The following is a 21295-nucleotide window of genomic DNA, read 5'->3' as shown; positions in this document are numbered from 1 at the left end:
TTTATTTAGGTTATTATCAAATAATTTAATAATATAATGGCATTCATATACCTTCATTATCGAAACATAATTCGTATTATCAATAAATTATCTAATTATTTTGACTTACACAACCTTAAATATATCATAATTTGCACTTTTTTTCTATTATCTTTAAAATTATAGTACAATAACTTCTATTTTAAACTATAACCTATTATTCCTTATTGCAACTAGGCTTATACCTATACAAGTAAAGAAGAAAGTGATTCTTTATACATTACATATTGAAGATGTAATGCTCTAGTTAATGCCACATATAGTAACTTTTTATCTAAGGCTTCATTGCTATACATATCTTCATTACAATTATAAACAATAGTTGCATCAAACTCTAACCCCTTGGTCATATAGCTAGGTATAATTAACTTATCTATATCTAATTTACTTTGACTCTCTTCTATCAGTTCCCATTTATATTTTGACTCCTTCTTAAGCCGTTTATGTAGTTCCTTACACTCCGTATAGGTTTTGCAAATTATGGCTACAGTTTTTTTATTCTTACTATATATTTCTTCTAATAAAGCATCAATAACTCTTATTTCTTCATCTTCTTTAGCATTAATAACCCTAGGTTCATCTCCATGTCTTAATATAGGAAGAGCTGGATTTATATTTAACTCTTGCTTTTCTAATACCCTGTTTGCAAACTCTATTATTTCTACTGTAGACCTATAACTTTGGGATAAGGTTATATAAGTGGCATCTTCTCTAAATACCTTTTCTATTAAGCTTTCCCATGAGTTAATTCCTTTATAATTATAGATTCCTTGTCCTAAATCCCCTACTATAGTCATGGAGTTATTCTTTGATATCTCCTTCAATACACTAAACTGCATAAGGCTATAATCTTGCGCTTCATCAATGACAGTATGAATATAGCTCTCTCCCACGACCCCTTCTAACTTCAATTGTAAGTATGTCAACGCCGTTAAATCATCGCAGTCTATATTTTTAGTGGCAATATTATTATTTATTTCATCTCTCATATAATCAGCTAATTTTTTAGGTAAGCAATTATCTGTTACATACGAAAATGCTTCTTCATCGTTATATAGATTTATATAGCTATCCACTACACTTATCTTCTTCCAATTACCAAAGAACTCTTTTAATGCCTTACTACCTTTAGTTTTTAATTCGCCTATAAGCTTATCTCGTTCATCATAGGTTTTTATTATTTCTTTTCTCTTATCTTCCTCTGATATGGCTTTCCTATCCTTAATATCTTTTATCTTAAAAAAGTATACATTTTCTATCTTTTCTTTAATTTCTTCTATTCGGCTTTTTAACTTACCTTTAAAATATTTATTTATTTCATCCTTTCTCTTGTTAATAGGTAAATTTTCTAAATCCTTTATGTATAGTCTTTTTATTTCCTTTGCTGAAAATAAAATGTATTCATCAACTAATATATCTTCTACTTCAGAACTTTTTCTTTCTAAATATTTAATAAACCTATCCATAATAGTCTTATAAGTCATTGTCCCTTTTATTTTGCTAGATGCAGTAATGTATTTAATTTTTTCCTCATCCTTACATTCCATTATATGTGCAAGCTTTTTATCCTTAGTTATTATTTTATATTTAATGTTTAAACTTGTACTGCAAAGTTCTTCAAAGGTTGACTGTTTTACATTACTAACTCCTAAGTTTGGTAATATATCTGATATATAGTCTAAAAATAACTGGTTTGGTGCAACTACTAGTATGTTCCTATTATTCATTTCATCTCCATAGGTATACACTAGGTAGGCTAATCTATGTAATGCTACCGTAGTCTTTCCTGACCCAGCAGAACCTTGAATAATTATTGGTTTATTTTTATATGCCCTAATAATTTCATTTTGTTCCCTCTGAATTGTATTTACTACATCCTTCAGCTTTTTACTCATATTTTCTTCTAGATTTATCTTTAAAAACTCATCTACTAGTTCTTCTCCATCTTCTGATACTGGAACTATTAACTCATTTACTCCCTCATCAAAGATATTTACTATTTTCCCATCCTTAACTTGGAATTTCCTTTTTAATAATAGGTCTCCTTGAATTTCTCCCATGGGGGCAGTATAAGATGCTGCTCCAAAAGTTCCACTATAATATAAATTGGCAAGAGGTGCTCTCCAATCAATGACAACCTCTTCGTTTTTAACTTCATCTATAAGTCCAAACTTACCAATATAAAAGCTTTCTACATCTCTTATCTTTTCCTTGAAATCAATTCTTGCAAAGTATGGATTATCTTTACTTTCATTATACTTATGCAAATCTTTATTTGCGAAGTCTTGAATATTTTGGGCTAAAATTAGTTCTGTACTAAAAGTACCCCTTGAAGATTTTTTAAGGGTTGCTACTTTCGTTTCATACTCTTCACACTTTTTCTCAGTGTTTAAAAGTTGCTTTTCTATCCATTCCTTAGTACTACTGAATTTCATTTCTTCCTTCAAAGTCTCTTCTCTATTAATTGTCATTGTTTTTCACCTCTCACTTCTTATATTTTTGAAAAAATATAGAGGAAAAACCCCTTGGATTTTTCCTCTTTGCTTATAATGTAATATTACTTTTGTATTAATTGTATAATTTTCTAAGAGCTTATGGCAATCATAATGAAATATTTCTTTGTTTATGAGTTGCCTATATATTATACATTAAGTTTTTACAAATTCATAGAAGTTTTTTAATATATTCATGGTTCCTTTAAAATTCTATTTTATTTAAAATATTCTTAAGCTCTTTTAGCTCTTCTTTACTTAATGTAACACCCTTACCCATCTTTTCATGTTCAGGTGCCCAATCTCTTAAATCATATTTAGGTTCATTTCCATTCCAGCTTATAAGATTTAATTCTTTCTTCCACCCTTTAGCTGATTCTGATACAACTCCTAAAGTTTCTTTTATTTCAAATTTAATATCTGCCATAAATTCACTACCTCCATTTATACATTCTCAATAAACTTCTCAAAACTATCTGTTTCCCTAAATATAGTTTCATTACCTAGTGCTGCAAAATGCTTATGTCCACATTGAATCTTTCTATATTCTCTTTCTCTTAATTCTTCTGCTAAAATATTTCCCTTTGTTTCAACCACAAAATATAGTTTTTCTGTATTGTTCTTTTCTATTAATACAGCCCAGTCTGGATTATAGCTTCCTAGTGGCGTTTCTACTTTAAACCAATCCGGTAATTTTATATACATTTTCACACTATGATTTTTTTCAAATTTTTTAGCAAACTCTGCCTCTACATCAGAATCATAAATAATATAGTCATAAACAGATTTTTCACTACCTATCATGTTCTTTGATAAATATCCGCTTAACTCTTGAGTTTCAAATAGCTCTTGAGCGTAAAACTCATCATCACCTATTTTTTCATACTTAATACCATCAACTATCATTAATCTCATTTTTCTTTTAATAATACTAGCTACTTCATCCATAAACTTTTGAGGATTCTTTTTAAAATCATCTAACCTTTCTGATTTTTTAAGTATTTCCACTAAGGTTCTTCTCGTTAGGTTTGTTTGATTTTGTAGGAAAGTTATTATATCTGGTAATACAAAATTAGGTTCTTCTATATCTATACTATATCTATTATTCTCTTCAGTAACTGTTCCAGCTTTAGTTATATCTACTTCTGCCTTTGAATAAACCAACTTAGCTTTACTGATAATTAAATTATGTGTTATTTCCTCTGCACATTTTCTTATAAGATCATCAGAATCAAACTGGACTGAATATGTTGTCTTATATTTTATTCTATCCCATAATTCCTTAAATTCTGGACTTAAATATCTCATTTTATTTAAGTTTACTGGTTTTTTATCTTCTGCATTTTTTACATTTAAATTACCAGATAACTTTTTAAGGTTAGCAACTATTTGAGTTTCTATTTCTTTAAATTCTTCTGGTATATCTACTTTTTGCTCTTTTAGTGCTGTTCTTAGGGTATCTGTTATTTTACCTTTATCATCTATATATTTAAATTCTTTTAAATGATTAAATATCTTTTCAGAAACCTCTTGCTCTAAATATGTTGATTCTCCATCTTTTGATATTATAATATTAGCAAAACTGTGCTTTTCAACAATTCCAAATCTAATACCTTCATCTTCTTCATATTCATTTTGTAGCTTTCTAGCAAAGTCTTCATAACTTTCATTAGCCATTACAGTTAATGTATTTACAGCAAAACCATACACTCTTTCACCTTGTTGATTTACTGCTAATCTAAGTCCTCTACCTATTTCCTGTCTCTTTTTTGATTCTGACTTTGTTTCATTTAAAGTACATATTTGAAATACATTGGGATCATCCCAACCTTCTTTTAAGGCTGAATGGGAGAAGATAAATTTTAGCTTTGTATCAAAGCTTAGTAATTTTTCTTTATCTTTCATTATTAAGCTATATGCATCTTCATCAGCAGCTGTTGAACCATTAGTATCTTTTAATGCTCCTTTTTTATCCTGCGCAAAATAACCATTATGGACTAATTCCGCTCCTGTTTCTATATCTACATCATTAAACAATGTTTTATATTTAGGATTTTCTATAGCTTTTTTATATTCCTCTTCAAACCAGATTGCATATTTTCCTTTTTGAGGATTACCATCTTTATCTTTAATTCTATAATTTGCAACTTTATCTATGAAGAATAAACTAAGCACCTTAATTCTTTCTTTTTTAAGTCTAAGTTCTTTGTTTAAATGCTCTTCAATAGTCTTTCTTATTTGAGTTCTTTTGATTATATCATCATCAATTTCACCACGAACTTCCCCTAATCTTATAGGTTCATGACCTACAAAAGAAACATACTCATCGCCCTCTTTAGCATTGATTTCTGTAATTTGATACCCTTGATATACATCTCTTCTTCCTGATAATTCATACAAGTCATCTTCTACTTTATATTCTTTTGCAGTCCTAACTATTGTTCCTTTTTTAGCATCCCATTTATCAATTTCAATCTTTGCTTTAATTGGTGATTTTTTATTATTTACACTTATAAGCTTTATATATGCGTCATTGTTATGGTCTTTTGAAATAACGCTGGCAACTTCTATTTGCTTTACTAACTGTCTTTCATATGCATCAACAGCATCTAATCTAAACATTAAATTATGTTTATCTTTATGAGTAGCAGAATATCCTACTGTACACAATGGATTTAATGATTTGATTGCATCCATTGCTTTCTGTGTACTTGCTGAACTTTGAGGTTCATCTATAATAACAATTGGTTTAGTTTCTTTAATAAAATCAATTGGTTTAACTCCATTTGTTTTTTCATTATCGATATTTATTACATTAGTATCTTTATTGAAGGATTGTATTGTCATAACCATTATTCTTATATTATCACTAGTAGCAAAATCTCTTATAATATCTAGCTTTTGAGACTTGTATTCATTGGCTTTAAATATTACATTATCATAAATCCCTTTAAAATGCTCTGTCATAATATCTATAGATTTAACAACACCTTCTTTAATTGCAACTGATGGGACTACAATTATAAACTTTGTAAATCCATACTTTGCATTTAACTCAAATATTGTTCTTAAATAAACATAAGTTTTTCCTGTACCCGTTTCCATCTCTACAGTAAATTTATAATCATTTTTATCTAAATCAGATAACGTTGAAGGTTTTAATCCATTTTTAAGTTGAATTTCTCTTACGTTTTTTAAAATATCTTCTTCATACAGTTCTAATTTATTACCTATACCAGTATCTGTTATAAACTTACCTTCAGTACCAACACTGTCTGTTAAAGGTGATACTGTAAAATTTGATTGTGCTGGAGTTTGTCCTTTGAAAATATTAACTATAGAAGAGATACTTTCTTTTTGATAGTCTAAATCTGAATTAAATTTTAACTTCATTTAAGTTCCCTCCTATATGCTCATTATTTCAGTTATATTGTTTCTCTTTAATATTTCTATGGTATTAGTTTTCACAGAATCAGTTTTAAATCCATTATCCTTAAATACCACCCTAGTGGTTTCAGGTGTTAACTCATTCCTTAAATCAACTATTCCATTAACAACCTCTAAAGTGATTTCATCATCTAAACAAATAATTAAAGCTCCAAACCCAATACTAAATACTTTCTTTCCACTAACTTCTCTAACCTCAATAGGATATGTCAAATCAATACCATACTTAAGCATAATTTCATAAACCACATCTTCCTCTGTTCTTCCCGGAAGAAAATTGTCAATTACATCTTCAAGTGACATTTCAACATTATCATACTTAGGATTCCATGGTTTGATATTTGATGTATCTAACTTAAACACCTTAAATCCAATATCTAAATCATCAATTCCTACTTTATCTTTGTTCTCTTCAACAATTTTATCACCAGCTCTTCTAATACGTTCTTTACCTATTTCGCATATGTTATTATATCCATCTTTATAAGCATCTGTACTAATATCTGTTACTTCTGGTAACTGTATCATTATAAACTTCCTATTGCCTCCATCCTCAAGATTTAAATCCATTACTGCATTAGCTGAACTTGCAGAACCTGAGAAGAAATCCAAAACTATCTCTTCCTTTCCTACTCTACATGTTTTAGATAAAAACTTTATTAATGATGATGGCTTTGCAAAATCAAATGGTATTCCTAATTTATTTAATTCATGGGATGCAGATTGATTTATATGCTCTTCAATAAAATTATTTGGTGTTGCACTTGATTTACTAATTACATCATTTAAATATGTTTTAGTGAATACATTCCAAAAAGTTTCTTCGCCATTCTCATTAACTAAATTAGAAGATCTAACTTTTTTAACAACTATTTTATCTTTATTTTCTTCATAAGTCTTTTTGCTCCAACGCCACACTTTATCTTTACCACTTTGAGGAATAACACTTGCACCATCTTTTTTCTCATCAGGATATATATTGCCAGGCGGAATTACTAAACTTCCATCTGGACATTCTATAAAATATCTTTGATTCGTACAACCTCTCATAGGATCTAAACTGGTCATATATAGCCTTACCAATTGATAATACTCACCTTTCCTTGACCCTTCTTCTTCAATAAGATTATACGAAGAATAATTTATTCCACCAAAAAAAGGAACACAAAAGTCTCTATTTTTAGTATATGTTAATATATAATCGAAATTAGGTGCCCAATAATCTCCTTGATTATTAGCTTTCTTGGAAATTCTACCTGCACATCCTATAAAATTATCCTCTCCAAAAACCTCATCTCCAATTTTTTTCAAATTATGGAATTCTTGTTCACCTATAGATATAAAAATAACTCCATCTTCTGTCAATAAGTTTCTTGCTAATCTTAATCTAGGATACATCATATTTAACCACTCAGTATGATATCTTCCACTTGTATCTGAATTTGTAGATGTTCTATACCCTTCTTCATCAATTTGACCTGTTATAGCTAAGTAATTGGAAAGATTATCTTTGTAATCATCTTTATATACAAAGTCATTTCCTGTGTTATAGGGAGGGTCTATGTATATCATTTTTATCTTGTTTTGATAGCTTTTTTGAAGTAATTTTAAAACCTCTAAGTTATCACCCTCAATATATAAATTCTCTGTTGTATCCCAATTTTTGCTTTCTTCTTTACATGGTCTTAGAGTTCCTCTTGATGGAGTTTGTGACATTCTTATGGCTTGTGATTTTCCATGCCATTCGAATCTATATCTCTCTTCTTTATCCTCTATATATTCCCCTAAAACTTCTTGTAATCTTTCAAAATCAACTTTATCCTCACAAAATACCTCTGGGAATATTTCTTTTAGTTTTGATATGTTTTCTTTAACTATATCTAAACTGTATCCATTGATTTTTTCCATTATGAGTTCCTCCCAACTTATGCTTTTAATTTTTCAATTAAATTGCTTCTCTTAGATTCTATCTTTTTTATTTTAACATTTATATCTAGCCTTTTATTGAAATGATGCTCTTTTTTTAATTCTCCCCTTAACTTTTCAATTTCAGTATTTAAACTTTCTATTTGAGTGTTTAAAGTATTTACTTCTTCTATATCTTTATTTTTTAAACTTTCAAAATCACCTGCAATGATAGACGCATTAAATATTTTAACTCTATCTACAAAGCTACAATAGAATTTATATATATTTATAAAAGAAAAATCTCTTATGCTCAATGATTGCAGAAATTTTTCCTCATTATCATTTAAGTTTGAAAAGTTAATCCATGGGCTATAGATGTAATCTTCTACAGTGTTTTTACTCACATCGACTTTATTAACCCTTTTACTAGCTGTATTTAAAAGAATTCTATCTTCAATAACAAACACCAAAATTAAAGGATATGGTATTGTGTTTTGTATAATTTCAGTTATTCTCTTATGTTTTTTATCATTATTTAATGATACCTCAATAACAGCTATTTCTTCATAATCTAATTCATCTGTTTTGTACCCTTTTATATTTAAGTTTTCTTCTTTAAATGAATATTTCCAAACTATCTTATCAATGTGATTCGTAAATATCTCCTTATCAGAACTATTCATATTGGCATTTTCATAAAACAACTTTTTAAATATAGTATTATCCACCTCACAAGATGCTGGTATATTCATTTTTTCATATAGCTTATGTGCCATTGTTTCCCCCTATTTTATCACTAAAAATGATACTAATTCAAAATCTTCAATCCCCTTAAATAAGCTCTTTTGAATAGTTGTCCCTCCTTTACTAAATAAAGAGGCAACTCCTTTTTCTTCTTTCTTCCCCATTATATTATCAATGGCATCTTCTAAAAGACTTGAATATCTATTCATATCTTTTCCATCATTAGTTTCATCATTAAAGGCTTTAACTATATCTTTTAATATCTCCTTCTTACCTGAACATAACTTCCTGTAAAAATCCAGTATTTTCTTTGTATGAATATAGTTATACCTAACAGTTCCATCTTCATAAACATAAACCATATAATAAGGATATAATGAATTGCTTTCCTCTGGTTTTGCATTATGATTCACTTGTTTTAATGTGAATATAACACCTGGTTTTATTTGCTCCTTTAATTCTTCATCTTCAATACTAGAAATAGCATACATCCCCATTGGTGCTTTTTCTAAGTCTACTTTATTGTTCTTCATATATTCCATTAAATCCATTTTAAAATCATTCATAGTAAGGTCAGTAATAGAGATTCCCCCTGAAATATCCTCAAGATCAACTACTTCATTTTGTAATTGTGTTAACTGTTTCTTTCTATACTCTAAATCATTCATTTTAGATTTTCCACTATTATCAATAATATTCTCTTCTCCTGTAGCTGAAATATCTAATAGCATCATTCTTCCTGTAACCCTAGCTTCAAGATTAATGTACTCATCTAACTCCATATTAGGCCAAAAATTCACTAATTGTATACAATCATTTTTTGAACCTAATCTATCTATTCTACCAAATCTCTGAATTATTCTAACTGGGTTCCAGTGTATATCATAATTTATTAGATAATCACAATCCTGTAAGTTCTGTCCTTCTGATATACAATCAGTAGCTATTAATATGTCTATTTCTTCTTTCATATCTGGAAAAATCTTTTCTCTTTCCTTTGACTTTGGTGAAAAGTTTGTAAGGACTACATTTAAATCCTTTTTATTTATTCCTAAAAGAGTACATTTATTATCACCAGCACCTGTAACTAGCGCTGTATGTAAGTTAAACTCTTCTTTAATCCATGATGATAAACTTTCATATAGATAATTTGCTGTATCTGCAAAAGCTGAGAATATAATTATCTTCTTATTTCCTTGATTTAAAGGGTTATTCAATTTATTTATTACAATCTCCTTTAAATTATTTAGTTTAGCATCTCTATTTTTAACAATTTTAGCCGCCTCATAAATAAGTTCTTCTAGCTTCTTTTTATCATCTTCTAGATCTTGTTTCCACTTAATCAAATCCATGTCTTGAATAAGGACCTTGACTTTATTTCCTATTAATGAATCCTCTAATCTATCATCATCAATCTCTATATCATCTATATTTAATGATGTATCAAAATCCATTTGTTTTCTTTCAATTTTCTCTAATGTATTATCTATCTGCTTTAATAATTTAGCTATGGTAATTCCAAAAGAATTAATAGAGCTTTCCATTCTTTTTAATATATTTACCCTCATTAAGCTAACCAAACTTTGTTCTCTATCTACCTGTCTAAATACAGATTGTCCACCTTTTACAGAAGTATCATATTTCCTATCATATTCTGCTCTCTTTTCTGGCAACACATACTTTAATGGAGCATATGTGCTTAAATTAAGATTTCTAATAACTTTATTTATATGTTCTAAACTAGGAAATTCGTTCATTTCATCAATATTTGATTTAATATTAATAGGTTTTAATCTCTTTGGAAATTTTCCAATTTCAGCTACATCATAATACTTTTCAATATGTTTTCTTGACCTTGCTATTGTCACTGTATCAAGAAGTTTAAAATAATCCATATTCATCATTTCCATAAAAGTATCTAATGTTCTTTCTTGTTCCTCTAACTCAGTCCATTTATTAAATACAAGCTGTGCTTTTCTTAAAGTTAACTCAACACTGGTTATTCCTTCTGAATCAAATGCATTATCTCTTCCTTCTGTAATAAAGTTAATTTGATTCTTTAGGTCATTCATCTTATTATTTACTGGTGTAGCTGATAACATTAATATCTTTGTTTCAGCTCCACTTCTAATAACATCATTTAATAGCTTAGAATACCTTGTTATCTTTTCATTTCTAGCATTATTATTTCTAAAGTTATGGGATTCATCAATAACTACTAAGTCATAGTTACACCAATTTAATGTCTCTAAATTTATATCTCCTACTTTACCACTTGTTCTTGTTAAGTCAGTATGATTTAATACATCAAAATTAAATCTATCTTTACCCAAAATATTTCTTTTATCATTTTGTAATGTATAGATTGTCCAGTTTTCTCTTAACTTTTTAGGTGCTAATACCAGTACTCTATAATTTCTAAGTTCATAATATTTTATGACTGCCAATGCTGAAAAAGTTTTTCCTAGTCCTACAGAATCAGCAATTATACATCCACCATGTTTTTCAATCTTATCTATGGCTCCTATAACACCATCTTTTTGAAACTTATATAGCTTATTCCAAACCTCTGTCTCTTTAAATCCTGTTTTAGTTTTAACTATATTCTCTTCTGCTATCTCACCTAAATAGTTTTTAAATATATTATATAAGGTTACAAAGTATATAAACTCAGGGGTATTTTCTTTATATATAAGTTCCATTTGTTCTAAGACCTTTGCTTTTACATCTTCAACTAAACTTTCGTCTTCCCATATATTATTAAACATTGTAAGGAATTGATTAGTGCACTCTTTTCCATACATGCATGTATTCATATCCATTCTATTAGATGGAGAAAATCCTAAACCATCTGTAGTAAAATCAACTGTTCCATTTATAGATATATTTTCCTCCTGGTTTTCTATATATATAAGTCTTTGTTGTGCTGGATTTGGTTTCATAAGTGATTTAAACTCAGCCTTATTTTTGATCCACTGAGCACACTCCTTAGCTATACTTGCTTGATTCATTTCATTTCTCAGTTTAATCTCAAATTCATTCCCTGATATATTATGTTCAGGTGTTCTATCTATAAAATATGTTCTTACTAAATTTTTATCTTTTTTTACAAAGGTAGGTTCCGTAAATAAAAATCTTAACTTATCAATTTTCTTTAATTCCCTACTTAGTTCTTTGTAAGCAAAAATAGTGAAATAAGCTGATATTATTGAAAGTTTTGAATAACTTTTTATAGTACTTTTTAGCTCTTCTCCTACCTTACCAAATTGTTTATTATCTAATATTTTAGGTTGCTGCATACTCAATCCCATCCTATCTAATGTTAAAATAATATTTCTATTTTATTTATTTACAAATAAAAATAATTACACCAGCTTACACCTATGCAATTATATTATAATCCTATTTTTTTGTACTTTCTATAATTTCTTGCAATGAAACTATTTTCCAAACCCATATCTAAAACCATGTACTCTTTAAGTTAAATAAAAAAGTATTTTTATTTAATATCGATAATATAAAGTTACTCATTCCTCTAGGAGCCTCTATCCTATTAGTTCCAACGTATTAAGGGTACAAGAACATAAAAACATAAAAACATAAAAACATAAAAACATTTAGATTATCACTCTCAAAAATAAAGAATAAAGAGAAAGCTCAAGGTGCCGTGCTAATTTTGATATGGTCGCTTATTTAAATGACTCTAGTCATTTAGGTTCCTTACAGAACAACAAATTAAGACCTGATGAGGAGCATAAATATAACAGTCCATGAAATATAGCCACTGATTTTAATGTGGATATGAGCTTTTCAAAGGAAGAGATAATCACTATGTTGGATGATTATACTGAAAATAAAAGGGTTAACCTTGATAAAGAATGCCTTGCAGAAAGACTTTATTTCTATACTTCTGGTTACCCCTTCTTGGTGAGTAAACTATGCAAAATTATAGATGAAAATATAATGGATGAAGATATATTATTATGGGAAAAAGAGTACATGGATCTAGCTGTTAAAGAACTCTTAAAAGATAGTAATACTAATTTTGATAGCTTAATTAAAAATATTGAGAATAATGAAGAATTAAAAACAATGGTGAAAAGCTTAGCTATAGATGGTAATAAAATAACCTATAATATTAATAATCCAATCATAAGCATTGGAATACAGTATGGAATATTTAGAAATGAAAATATGAGGTTAAAAATAAATAATAGAATTTACGAACTTATTATATATGATTATATGAGTTCACTTATAGAAACTTCAACTAATATTGGCTCCTATAATCAAAGAAGTTGCTATATTAAAGAAGATGGCAACCTTGATGTTAAAAAGATTCTTATAAAATTCTCAGAGTTTATGAAGCATGAGTATTCTGAGAAAAGAGAAGCCTTTTTAGAGGCAGATGGAAGACTACTATTCTTAGCTTTCATAAGTCCAATAATAAATGGAACTGGCTTTGCTTTTAAGGAAGTTCAAGGTGGAGATGAAAAGAGATTTGACATCGTTATAACATACAATAAAAAGATGTATGTACTAGAGCTGAAAAGATGGAGTGGAGAATCTTATCATCAAAGAGGACTAATCCAGCTAGGTCAGTACTTAGAGCAATATAGCCTTAATGAGGGATACCTTTTAATATTTGATTTTAGAAGAGTAAATGGAGAAGTAGGAACAGTGAAAGAAACAACCTTAAACCTAGGTGAGAAAGAAAAAAGAATAGTTGAAGTTTATTGCTAAGGGAATGTGTCTATGGGAACCTTAGCTCAAAGATTATATAAATGTTAATACAGCCTTTCTCTAGGATATATTAACATTGAAGTTAAGGCATGGGATTATAGGATAATAACCATGCCTTTAAAATTTTCATATATTTATTATTTCTATAACTCCCAATTTATATATTATAAAACTCAATAGTAACCTTGCGCATACTCGTTGTATGTGCCTATTTCCCAATGCTATAATGTGTTATAGATTCAAAATAATAGTTTTATATTGTTAATATGTAAATTAAACTATTATAAGATAATAATACATAGAAGTAAAAGAGGGGGATTTATAATGGCAGACTATCGTAAGATGTGGGAAGGCTTAAACATGGATTTAGAAACTCATGACCAACTATGTGAGGTATTACCCGCTATGTTTGAAGATGTATATTTAACTCAAGAAAATCGTCCAGAATCAATGGATTATTTTAACTTTGTAATTGCAGAAATTCATGGAGTACGACCAGCAGAACTTATTGAACATCAAAAAAATGGTGGTAAAGTATTTGGTACTTTCTGTGTTTATGTTCCTGATGAGGTAATATTTGCAGCAGGTGCTATTGCTACTGGTCTTTGTGGTGGTTCTCAGTTTTGGGTTCCAGGTGGCGAAAAGGTATTACCATCAAGCACTTGCCCATTAATAAAAGCTTCTGTTGGTGCTCGTTTAGATAAAACTTGTCCATTCTTTAGAATTGCTGATATGTACATTGGTGAAACTACTTGTGATGGAAAGAAAAAGGCTTGGGAAATTCTAGGTGAAGATGTACCTATGCATGTTATGGACTTACCACAAATGAAACGTAGAAAAGACGTAGAAGGATGGGCTGAAGAAATCAAAACATTTATGACTAAAGTTGAAGAATTTACTGGTAACAAGATAACAGCTGAATCTCTTTCTTCAAGTATTAAATTGATTAATGATAAGCGACGCGCTCTAGCTAGACTATATGAATTAAGAAAACAACCTAATCCACCAATTAGTGGTAAGGATGTATTACTAATTTCTCAAATTGCCTTTTATGATGATCCAACTCGTTTTACACAAATGGTAAACAAGCTTTGTGATGAATTAGACCAGCGTGTAAAACAAGGAATGGGAATATTTAAAGAAGGTACAAAGAGAATTTTATTTACAGGTACACCAATGGCAGTTCCAAACTGGAAATTGCATCATATTGTAGAAACAAGTGGTGCTGCTGTAGTTGCAGAAGAAACCTGTACAGGTACTAGATACTTTGAAAACTTAGTAGATGAAACAAAAACATCTATTGATGATATGATTATGGCATTAGCTGAACGTTATATGAGTATTAATTGTGCATGCTTTACGCCAAATAGCGGAAGAATTGATGATATTAAACGTTTAGTAGAAGAATATAAAGCAGATGGTGTAATTGATATTAATCTAAAATTCTGTAGCCTATATGATATTGAGGGATATACAGTAGAAAAAGCACTTAAAGAAGCAGGCATTCCTGTGCTTGGAATCGAAACTGATTATAACGACCAAGATTCTCAACAATTACGTACTAGAATTGGTGCCTTTGTTGAAATTCTTAATAGTTAATTATGACTTGCGATTCATTAAATAAATCCCCAAATGAGGCGACAGCAGCTATGGAATATTATGTACTATTTCCAAATCATAATAATGGATTACATTTATATCGTAGCTTAAAAAAGGCACAAATTAAGGCTACTATTGTACCTACACCTAGAAGGGCAAGCTCCTGCTGCGGAATTTCACTGTTGATACCAAAGGAAGCTATTGATGTAGTAAATCAGTGTGTAAAATCAGAAAATATTGATATTATCGATATTGTAGCTCTTCCTAAAATATCAAATCCCTTAAGGGATAAATTTTGTTAGAGAGCTTTTTAAATAAATATTGCCCATGTACTTAATAATATAAGTACATGGGCAACATTTTATATTTTTATATAAAATTAGTGATATATTTTGCTAAAGCCCTTTATCTTATATAAAATAAATTTTCTCTGCTATACTATGTTTCTCAATGCATTGATACATGCATCAATCTCATCTTTAGTATTTTTATGACTAAAGGAAAATCTAACTGTGCCTTGAGGATAAGTTCCCAGCGTCTTGTGTGCACGTGGTGCACAATGTAATCCAACTCTAGTTGAGATGCCATATAAGCTATCTAGTAAAAAGGCAACTTGGGCATTATCCATAGCTTTAAAATCTAAGGATACGATTCCTAATCGATTTTCCATGGTTTTTTTCCCTATAATCCCTATATTATTAAATTTCTTAACTTCTTCTATAAAATAATCTGTTAAGCTAAGTTCTTTTTCTTTAATCCTATCAGTTCCTACAGATTTAATATATTTTAGTGCCGTATACAATCCTATGATACCTGGCAAATTTAATGTACCACATTCAAATCTATCTGGTAAGAACATTGGTGGTTCTTCAGAATCCGAAATGCTACCTGTTCCTCCAGCAATGACAGGTGAAATCTTGCTAGCTAACTCATCCCTCACAATAAATCCACCTATACCTTGAGGTCCTAATAAACTCTTATGTCCTGTAAATGCTAAAAAATCAATATTATAGCCTTCCATATCTATATCTAAAACTCCTGCAGTCTGAGCTGCATCTACTACAAATACAATATTATTTTTTTTACATAGTTGTCCAATTTTTTCTATTGGGATAATTGTACCACATACATTAGATCCATGAATTGTAATAATAGCCTTTGTATTTTCCTTTATTAGTGCTTCAAAAGCCTCTACTGTAACATTACCTTCCCTATCCCCTTCTGCAATATCAAATTCAACCCCTACCTTTTCCATTTGAACTAAGGGTCTCATAACCGCATTATGTTCCATACTGCTTACAATGACATGATCTCCTGGCTTAAGGTATCCTTTTATAAAAAAATTTAATGAGTATGTAATACTTGGAGTAAAAATAACATTACTAGACTTAGGAAACTTAAATAGTTCGGAGATTAGTTCCCTAGTATCATAAACTATACCTTCTAAGTTATAAGCTCCCTCATATCCTCCACGATTAATATTAAAGGCACCCTTTTCTATCATCTCTACCATAGCTTTCCCAACATTAGGAGCCTTAGGGAAGGAAGTACTTCCATTGTCAAAGTATATCATAGTTAAAACATCTCCTATTTATATAAATATATATCATATACTCCCTTAATTGTATTTTCTTTTAACCTTATAGTCAACTAATCACATGAACTAGACTTCCACTTGTTATCTATTTAAGTTTAAATGTCTTAGGTGCTAATTTATAAACTAATATTAATGCTATAATCATATATATTACAGTGAATATGATTACTCCTAAACTAAATATATAGGAAGAGCTATCAATTCCTGAACACATATAACAAACTACATACATTACTGTGTTAATTCCTCTGAATAGTGGACTTTTGACCTCTAAGTTAGCAGTATATGGCTGAATTATATAATATACCGCTAAATGATGTATGGAAAAAAAGCAAGCCAAGGCTATTATACTTAAAAATAAATAACTTAATTCTAATATTGCCTTAAGATCTCCAGATGCTATTACTATGAAAATTATACAGCAGCAAATTACTAAAGCAGGAAGAATATTAAAGACAACTACCCTTTTTAACCTAGATTTAAAATTAGAAAACATAGCTTCTCTTTGTCTATAGTACCCATATCTAAGTAAGCTTATATCACAATTAAAAAACATAGCCTTACAAATTCTTTCTGTAGTAGATAAAAAGTACATTACAAATATCCAACTAGAAGTTTTATTCTTGAAAAAATCTATAATCCCCACCTTACCACTTGGTTTCCACAATATAAATCCAATGGCAACCATTGTTACTATAAGACTTCCTATAATTATATATTTTGAAGACTTTGATAAAAGTTTTTTGTACCTTTTGAAAAATATAGCATTAAGATATTCATAGCCTTGCTTATTTTCATAGATATTGGAATTCAAGTCTTCTACTTTTATCTTCTTCTCATTTATTTCTACATCTTTAAACTGAACATCTTTTACTAATTTTTGTTTCTCTAAAACATTATCCTTAGTGCATATAATTTTACCAATATCCTTAAATCTTTTGTATTTAAAGATATATCTAAGAGATAAAACTGACAATAAAAATAATAGTATAATAATCCTGTAATCATATATCCACCTATGAAGTCCTATATTAACATGAAAAAATAAAGGAACATAAGCTAGTAAAGGACAAATAATCACCAATGTCCCAATAAATATATCCATATTTGATATCATCTTGTTAAATCTACTAAATACAAATAAATGTATAAACTCCCATATGAATCTAATGAGTATAAACTCAAAGGTCAAAATTAATCCCTTTACTGGAGAAAATAGCAGCATCATCACAGGCGTAAAATGTATAAAAGCTAAAATTCTGGTATAAACCATTTCACTTATAAAGTACTTTTTAGCATCCGACCTCATTAATCTTATCATGTTGAAAGGTTTTTCATCTCGTGGCATTAAAGTAGTATTTATAATGGGTCCTAGAATAAAGCTTAAAATAAAAAATATTTGAAGAGCTGCTTCCTGTATATTTCCGCCTTTCTTTGAGAGATAAAGAGCAGGAAGTGCTATCATCACACCTACATAAATAGCCTTTTTAATAAAACCAAATAAAAAAGACATTATTTCAAATATAATTCCAAGGGTTATTTTAGCCTTTGTTTTACTATAAAGACTCTCTGGAACTTTTTTACCTATTAGCGGAATCCTCTTGATGAAATATATGAATGTATTTGCACCTTGTACAAAGGAGAATTTGTATGTATTAGTAAAAGTTCTAATCATAATTGTCCTCCTTTAAGATTTCCATGATACTTTCCTCAAACTTTCCATTTTTTATAAGTTCACTTGGAACTTGCTCTAATATTCCATGATTAAGAACTACAATTTCATCACATAAATCCATGGCAAGTTGTAATATATGGGTTGAAAATATAATTATATGCTCACTCTTTATTTCCTTTAATAAATTTTTAATTTCTAGTGCCACAATTACATCAAAAGAACTTAATGGTTCATCTAATAAAATTACTGGTGGTCTTGATATTAAAAAGCATAACATTTGAATCTTATTTTTCATTCCATGAGAATAGCCTTTTATTAATCTATGACTATCTTCTTTAGCTATTTTGATAATGTCTAAATATTCTTCTATTGTTTTTAAATCTTTAATTTTATTCTTATTTATATCAATATAAAACTTAATAAACTCATATCCAGTTAAAAATTCCGGTAGTACTGGATCTGCAAAAACAAATCCTATATTAGAATAATCTAACTCTCCTTCATTACCCAATCCATTCTCTAAGATGACTTCCCCTGAATCTTTGCTTAGCTCTCCACTTATACAATTAAATAAAGTAGTTTTACCTGCACCATTTCTTCCTAATAGGCCATATATCTTTCCTTTTTCAAAGGTAAAAGATGCTCCTTTTAACACCACTTTATTTTCAAAACTTTTTTGTATATCCTTTAATATTAACTCCACTTTTCTCCCCCTAATCTTCTCAAACCCGCATGGGCAGAACAACTATTTAACTATTTAACTATTTAAATAGTTATATTTATAAATATTAAACTAGTTTCCTATATAAATATTTATATAGGAAACTTTTTTCATATATCCTATTAACTATTAAATCACATATTTTACAAATTATCTATTTAAAATTGCAGCTTATTATGAAATAATAGAATAAGGTTATTCTTAATTCTAAGTAATAACTTAGAGTCAAGAATAAATCAAAACTAAGATCATTTATGAACATATTATTTTACTTTTTAAGGAGTTGTATTAAATGAAAAATATTGAGAAATTTCGAAACTTTATGAAATCTAGTTTTTCAACAGAAGATGATGAAGAGGAATATGAGTTATCTGATCAACAAAAAAAATTACCTTACTTTAATTTATTAACTACTAGAGATAATTTCCTAATAAGTAATAACATTTCTTCAATATTTATAAATAGTATAATAACACCAATTTATAAATAGTCATATAAATTGGTGTTATATATTCTTAAATATTTATACTATCCATTAAATTATATATATCATATAAAATTAAGTAGTTATAAAGTTAATGGCCTATTGTATTTTGGAAGGTGTAGTCTCTTTTATATATATTAATCCATCAAACAAATTTTTAGGTATATATTGAAAGCTTTTTTGAATACTCTCATCATAAAATGCAGTAATAAGACTAAAAGTTTGATTCTTTGATAGTATTTTTGATACCTCTTTATTTTTAGAAGCTGAATTGAAATCTAAAAATGATATAGGTATCTCAGTTCTATCAAATTTGTATGCTAAATATTCAGGAGTATTATTATCTGTATCAAATCTTGTCATAGTCCCAGTAGACATATCACTTGCATTAAAGCTTCCCCTAGAAAATTCAAAGCCTATAGAATAATATTCATCTCCATACATTTCCTTTAAATTTTTACCCATATATTTATAAATGTCGTCCATAGATGATACATGTATATTGTGTGCCCATAACATAACTTTATCATTTCCTAATTTACCTTCATGCTCTTGTATCCATTTAACATTTGCAGCCATATATTTATCTCGTAAATTCATTGCTGCAACTGATTGAACCATTTGATCTACACTTTTATTAACTTCTATATAATATTCTGCACATTGTGATACGAGGTTCAGATTCCATATAGCTAACTCATACTCATTCTGTAAGTTGTTATTAAAGTACTTTTCTTTTGAATTCTCCATATCTTTCTTAATTTCATTTATATTTAATAGTATACTATCAAGTTGTTCATTCGTAATAGCTTTAATATCATTTCTGTATATTGTGTTTAGAGTATCTTCTTCTATTTTAGTCTGTAGCTCTTTATCAAGTTTTTCTAAATAATAACTAAGTTTAGGAAGTGTATCTACTATATTGACATTATCCATCCCATAAAATTTAATCTTTTCTTTATGAGATGGATCATCATTATATTCCTTCATCCACTTTATCATGCTTTTTACTTCTTCAGTTGTAAAAACATCATATTTAACAGCTTCTAAACAGTCATTTAAGTTACCTTTTCCATTTAATATATATTCATTTATAACTTGTCCAGCTCCTCCATCACATTCCATCGCAAAGACTCTATATCCCATTTCTTCTACTAAAAATTCAAAGAATCTATGCTTCATCTTAAAAAATTCACTAGTTCCATGGGTTGCTTCCCCCATGGCAACTATCTTCTTATCTTTTAATATATTCTTAAGTGGCATTAAATCCTCAAAGCCATTACCATATTCAACTGTATTTATAGGTATTATACTTGCTTTTAATGCTTCTATACTTTTTTCATCACCGCTCTTTGAACATGCTGACAGAATTAATATAGATAATATAACTATTGATATAAATCTTATTTTCTTTTTCATATTAATTAACACCCCATTAATCTTTTTTATTTTAGTATATATTCTTAGATTCTGTTGTTTCACTTATATATATTGACCCATCGAATAAATATCAAGGTGAATGCATAAGAGAATGTTATACTTCACCGCCTAAATAATTTTCTTCAAATAAATGAATATACTGTCTGTTACATAAAAATTTAGATTTAACATTGTTTGAAGAAACAGATTTTAAATCTAAAAATGAAATAGGTATCTAGGTTATATCAAAAGAATAGCATAATTAATTTGAGTAATTATTATCTATATGAAATTCTAAAGCTTTCACTATGTGAAGTAATTTATTCCCCTGAAAATTCAAATCTTATAGAGTAATACGCCTCTTCATATTTATCACTAAGTCTTTTTCCCATATATATACTCCTCATCATTGTAAGTAACAAGTATA

The 21295-nt window shown here is 28.6% G+C and carries 13 protein-coding genes and 1 pseudogene; 4 read left to right on the top strand and 10 right to left on the bottom strand.

The genetic code is table 11. The features are described from left to right. Positions 1–224: 224 nt before the first annotated feature. From helD to B3J31_RS09130, 6 genes are all read right to left on the bottom strand, one after another. Complete coding sequence (gene helD / locus B3J31_RS09155) at positions 225–2510, bottom strand: RNA polymerase recycling motor HelD (protein WP_346873929.1); 2286 nt, start codon at positions 2508–2510, stop codon at positions 225–227. Positions 2511–2736: 226 nt separating this feature from the next. Then, positions 2737–2958 (bottom strand): YdbC family protein, encoded by a 222-nt coding sequence (locus B3J31_RS09150; RefSeq protein WP_346873928.1) that lies wholly within the window; start codon positions 2956–2958, stop codon positions 2737–2739. 17 nt (positions 2959–2975) lie between these two features. Next, the gene (locus B3J31_RS09145; protein ID WP_346873927.1) at positions 2976–5924 is read right to left on the bottom strand and encodes a type III restriction-modification system endonuclease; all 2949 of its coding nucleotides are present in this window, start codon (positions 5922–5924) and stop codon (positions 2976–2978) included. Positions 5925–5936: 12 nt separating this feature from the next. Then, positions 5937–7886: a site-specific DNA-methyltransferase gene (locus tag B3J31_RS09140; RefSeq protein ID WP_346873926.1), complete on the bottom strand. Its 1950-nt coding sequence runs from the start codon at positions 7884–7886 to the stop codon at positions 5937–5939. A gap of 17 nt (positions 7887–7903) precedes the next feature. Beyond that, positions 7904–8662 (bottom strand): DUF4391 domain-containing protein, encoded by a 759-nt coding sequence (locus tag B3J31_RS09135; RefSeq protein ID WP_346873925.1) that lies wholly within the window; start codon positions 8660–8662, stop codon positions 7904–7906. A 9-nt stretch (positions 8663–8671) separates the two neighbouring features. Then, the gene (locus B3J31_RS09130; protein ID WP_346873924.1) at positions 8672–11929 is read right to left on the bottom strand and encodes a helicase-related protein; all 3258 of its coding nucleotides are present in this window, start codon (positions 11927–11929) and stop codon (positions 8672–8674) included. Between the two features lie 433 nt (positions 11930–12362). Between B3J31_RS09130 and B3J31_RS09125 the strand changes: the two are divergent. The 3 genes and pseudogenes from B3J31_RS09125 to B3J31_RS09115 all read left to right on the top strand — a co-directional run. Then, a pseudogene (locus tag B3J31_RS09125) lies at positions 12363–13373 on the top strand (AAA family ATPase); the annotation flags it as partial. 324 nt (positions 13374–13697) lie between these two features. Further along, entirely contained in the window at positions 13698–14972 is a 1275-nt protein-coding gene (locus B3J31_RS09120) for a double-cubane-cluster-containing anaerobic reductase (protein WP_346873923.1), read from the top strand. Positions 14973–14974: 2 nt separating this feature from the next. Continuing rightward, positions 14975–15274: a DUF3343 domain-containing protein gene (locus B3J31_RS09115; RefSeq protein ID WP_346873922.1), complete on the top strand. Its 300-nt coding sequence runs from the start codon at positions 14975–14977 to the stop codon at positions 15272–15274. A 131-nt stretch (positions 15275–15405) separates the two neighbouring features. Here the strand turns inward: B3J31_RS09115 and B3J31_RS09110 are convergent, their stop codons facing one another. The 3 genes from B3J31_RS09110 to B3J31_RS09100 all read right to left on the bottom strand — a co-directional run bounded on the left by B3J31_RS09110 (position 15406) and on the right by B3J31_RS09100 (position 18947). Then, positions 15406–16545 (bottom strand): aminotransferase class V-fold PLP-dependent enzyme, encoded by a 1140-nt coding sequence (locus B3J31_RS09110; RefSeq protein ID WP_346873921.1) that lies wholly within the window; start codon positions 16543–16545, stop codon positions 15406–15408. A 109-nt stretch (positions 16546–16654) separates the two neighbouring features. Further along, positions 16655–18244 (bottom strand): hypothetical protein, encoded by a 1590-nt coding sequence (locus B3J31_RS09105; RefSeq protein WP_346873920.1) that lies wholly within the window; start codon positions 18242–18244, stop codon positions 16655–16657. Next, the gene (locus tag B3J31_RS09100) at positions 18237–18947 is read right to left on the bottom strand and encodes an ABC transporter ATP-binding protein (RefSeq protein ID WP_346873919.1); all 711 of its coding nucleotides are present in this window, start codon (positions 18945–18947) and stop codon (positions 18237–18239) included. Before B3J31_RS09100 ends, B3J31_RS09105 begins: the two co-directional genes overlap by 8 nt. A 310-nt stretch (positions 18948–19257) precedes the next feature. Between B3J31_RS09100 and B3J31_RS09095 the strand changes: the two genes are divergently transcribed. Continuing rightward, positions 19258–19455 carry a hypothetical protein gene (locus B3J31_RS09095; RefSeq protein WP_346873918.1) on the top strand — a complete coding sequence of 66 codons (198 nt, stop codon included), beginning with the start codon at positions 19258–19260 and terminating at the stop codon, positions 19453–19455. Positions 19456–19548: 93 nt separating this feature from the next. On the opposite strand, the gene B3J31_RS09090 is transcribed toward B3J31_RS09095, so the two are convergent. Then, positions 19549–20868, bottom strand: coding sequence for an erythromycin esterase family protein (locus B3J31_RS09090; RefSeq protein ID WP_346873917.1), 1320 nt, complete (start codon positions 20866–20868; stop codon positions 19549–19551). Between the last annotated feature and the right edge of the window lie 427 nt (positions 20869–21295).

This window comes from Clostridium sp. UBA5988 (genome assembly GCF_002435615.1).
Lineage (GTDB): Bacteria > Bacillota > Clostridia > Clostridiales > Clostridiaceae > Clostridium_J > Clostridium_J sulfidigenes.
This window is presented reverse-complemented; position numbering and strand designations above follow the sequence as displayed.

Coding starts and splice junctions, on each gene's coding strand:
- helD (WP_346873929.1), bottom strand. CDS start 2,510: ATGACAATTAATAGAGAAGAGACTTTGAAGGAAGAAATGAAATTCAGT.
- B3J31_RS09150 (WP_346873928.1), bottom strand. CDS start 2,958: ATGGCAGATATTAAATTTGAAATAAAAGAAACTTTAGGAGTTGTATCA.
- B3J31_RS09145 (WP_346873927.1), bottom strand. CDS start 5,924: ATGAAGTTAAAATTTAATTCAGATTTAGACTATCAAAAAGAAAGTATC.
- B3J31_RS09140 (WP_346873926.1), bottom strand. CDS start 7,886: ATGGAAAAAATCAATGGATACAGTTTAGATATAGTTAAAGAAAACATA.
- B3J31_RS09135 (WP_346873925.1), bottom strand. CDS start 8,662: ATGGCACATAAGCTATATGAAAAAATGAATATACCAGCATCTTGTGAG.
- B3J31_RS09130 (WP_346873924.1), bottom strand. CDS start 11,929: ATGCAGCAACCTAAAATATTAGATAATAAACAATTTGGTAAGGTAGGA.
- B3J31_RS09120 (WP_346873923.1), top strand. CDS start 13,698: ATGGCAGACTATCGTAAGATGTGGGAAGGCTTAAACATGGATTTAGAA.
- B3J31_RS09115 (WP_346873922.1), top strand. CDS start 14,975: ATGACTTGCGATTCATTAAATAAATCCCCAAATGAGGCGACAGCAGCT.
- B3J31_RS09110 (WP_346873921.1), bottom strand. CDS start 16,545: ATGATATACTTTGACAATGGAAGTACTTCCTTCCCTAAGGCTCCTAAT.
- B3J31_RS09105 (WP_346873920.1), bottom strand. CDS start 18,244: ATGATTAGAACTTTTACTAATACATACAAATTCTCCTTTGTACAAGGT.
- B3J31_RS09095 (WP_346873918.1), top strand. CDS start 19,258: ATGAAAAATATTGAGAAATTTCGAAACTTTATGAAATCTAGTTTTTCA.
- B3J31_RS09090 (WP_346873917.1), bottom strand. CDS start 20,868: ATGAAAAAGAAAATAAGATTTATATCAATAGTTATATTATCTATATTA.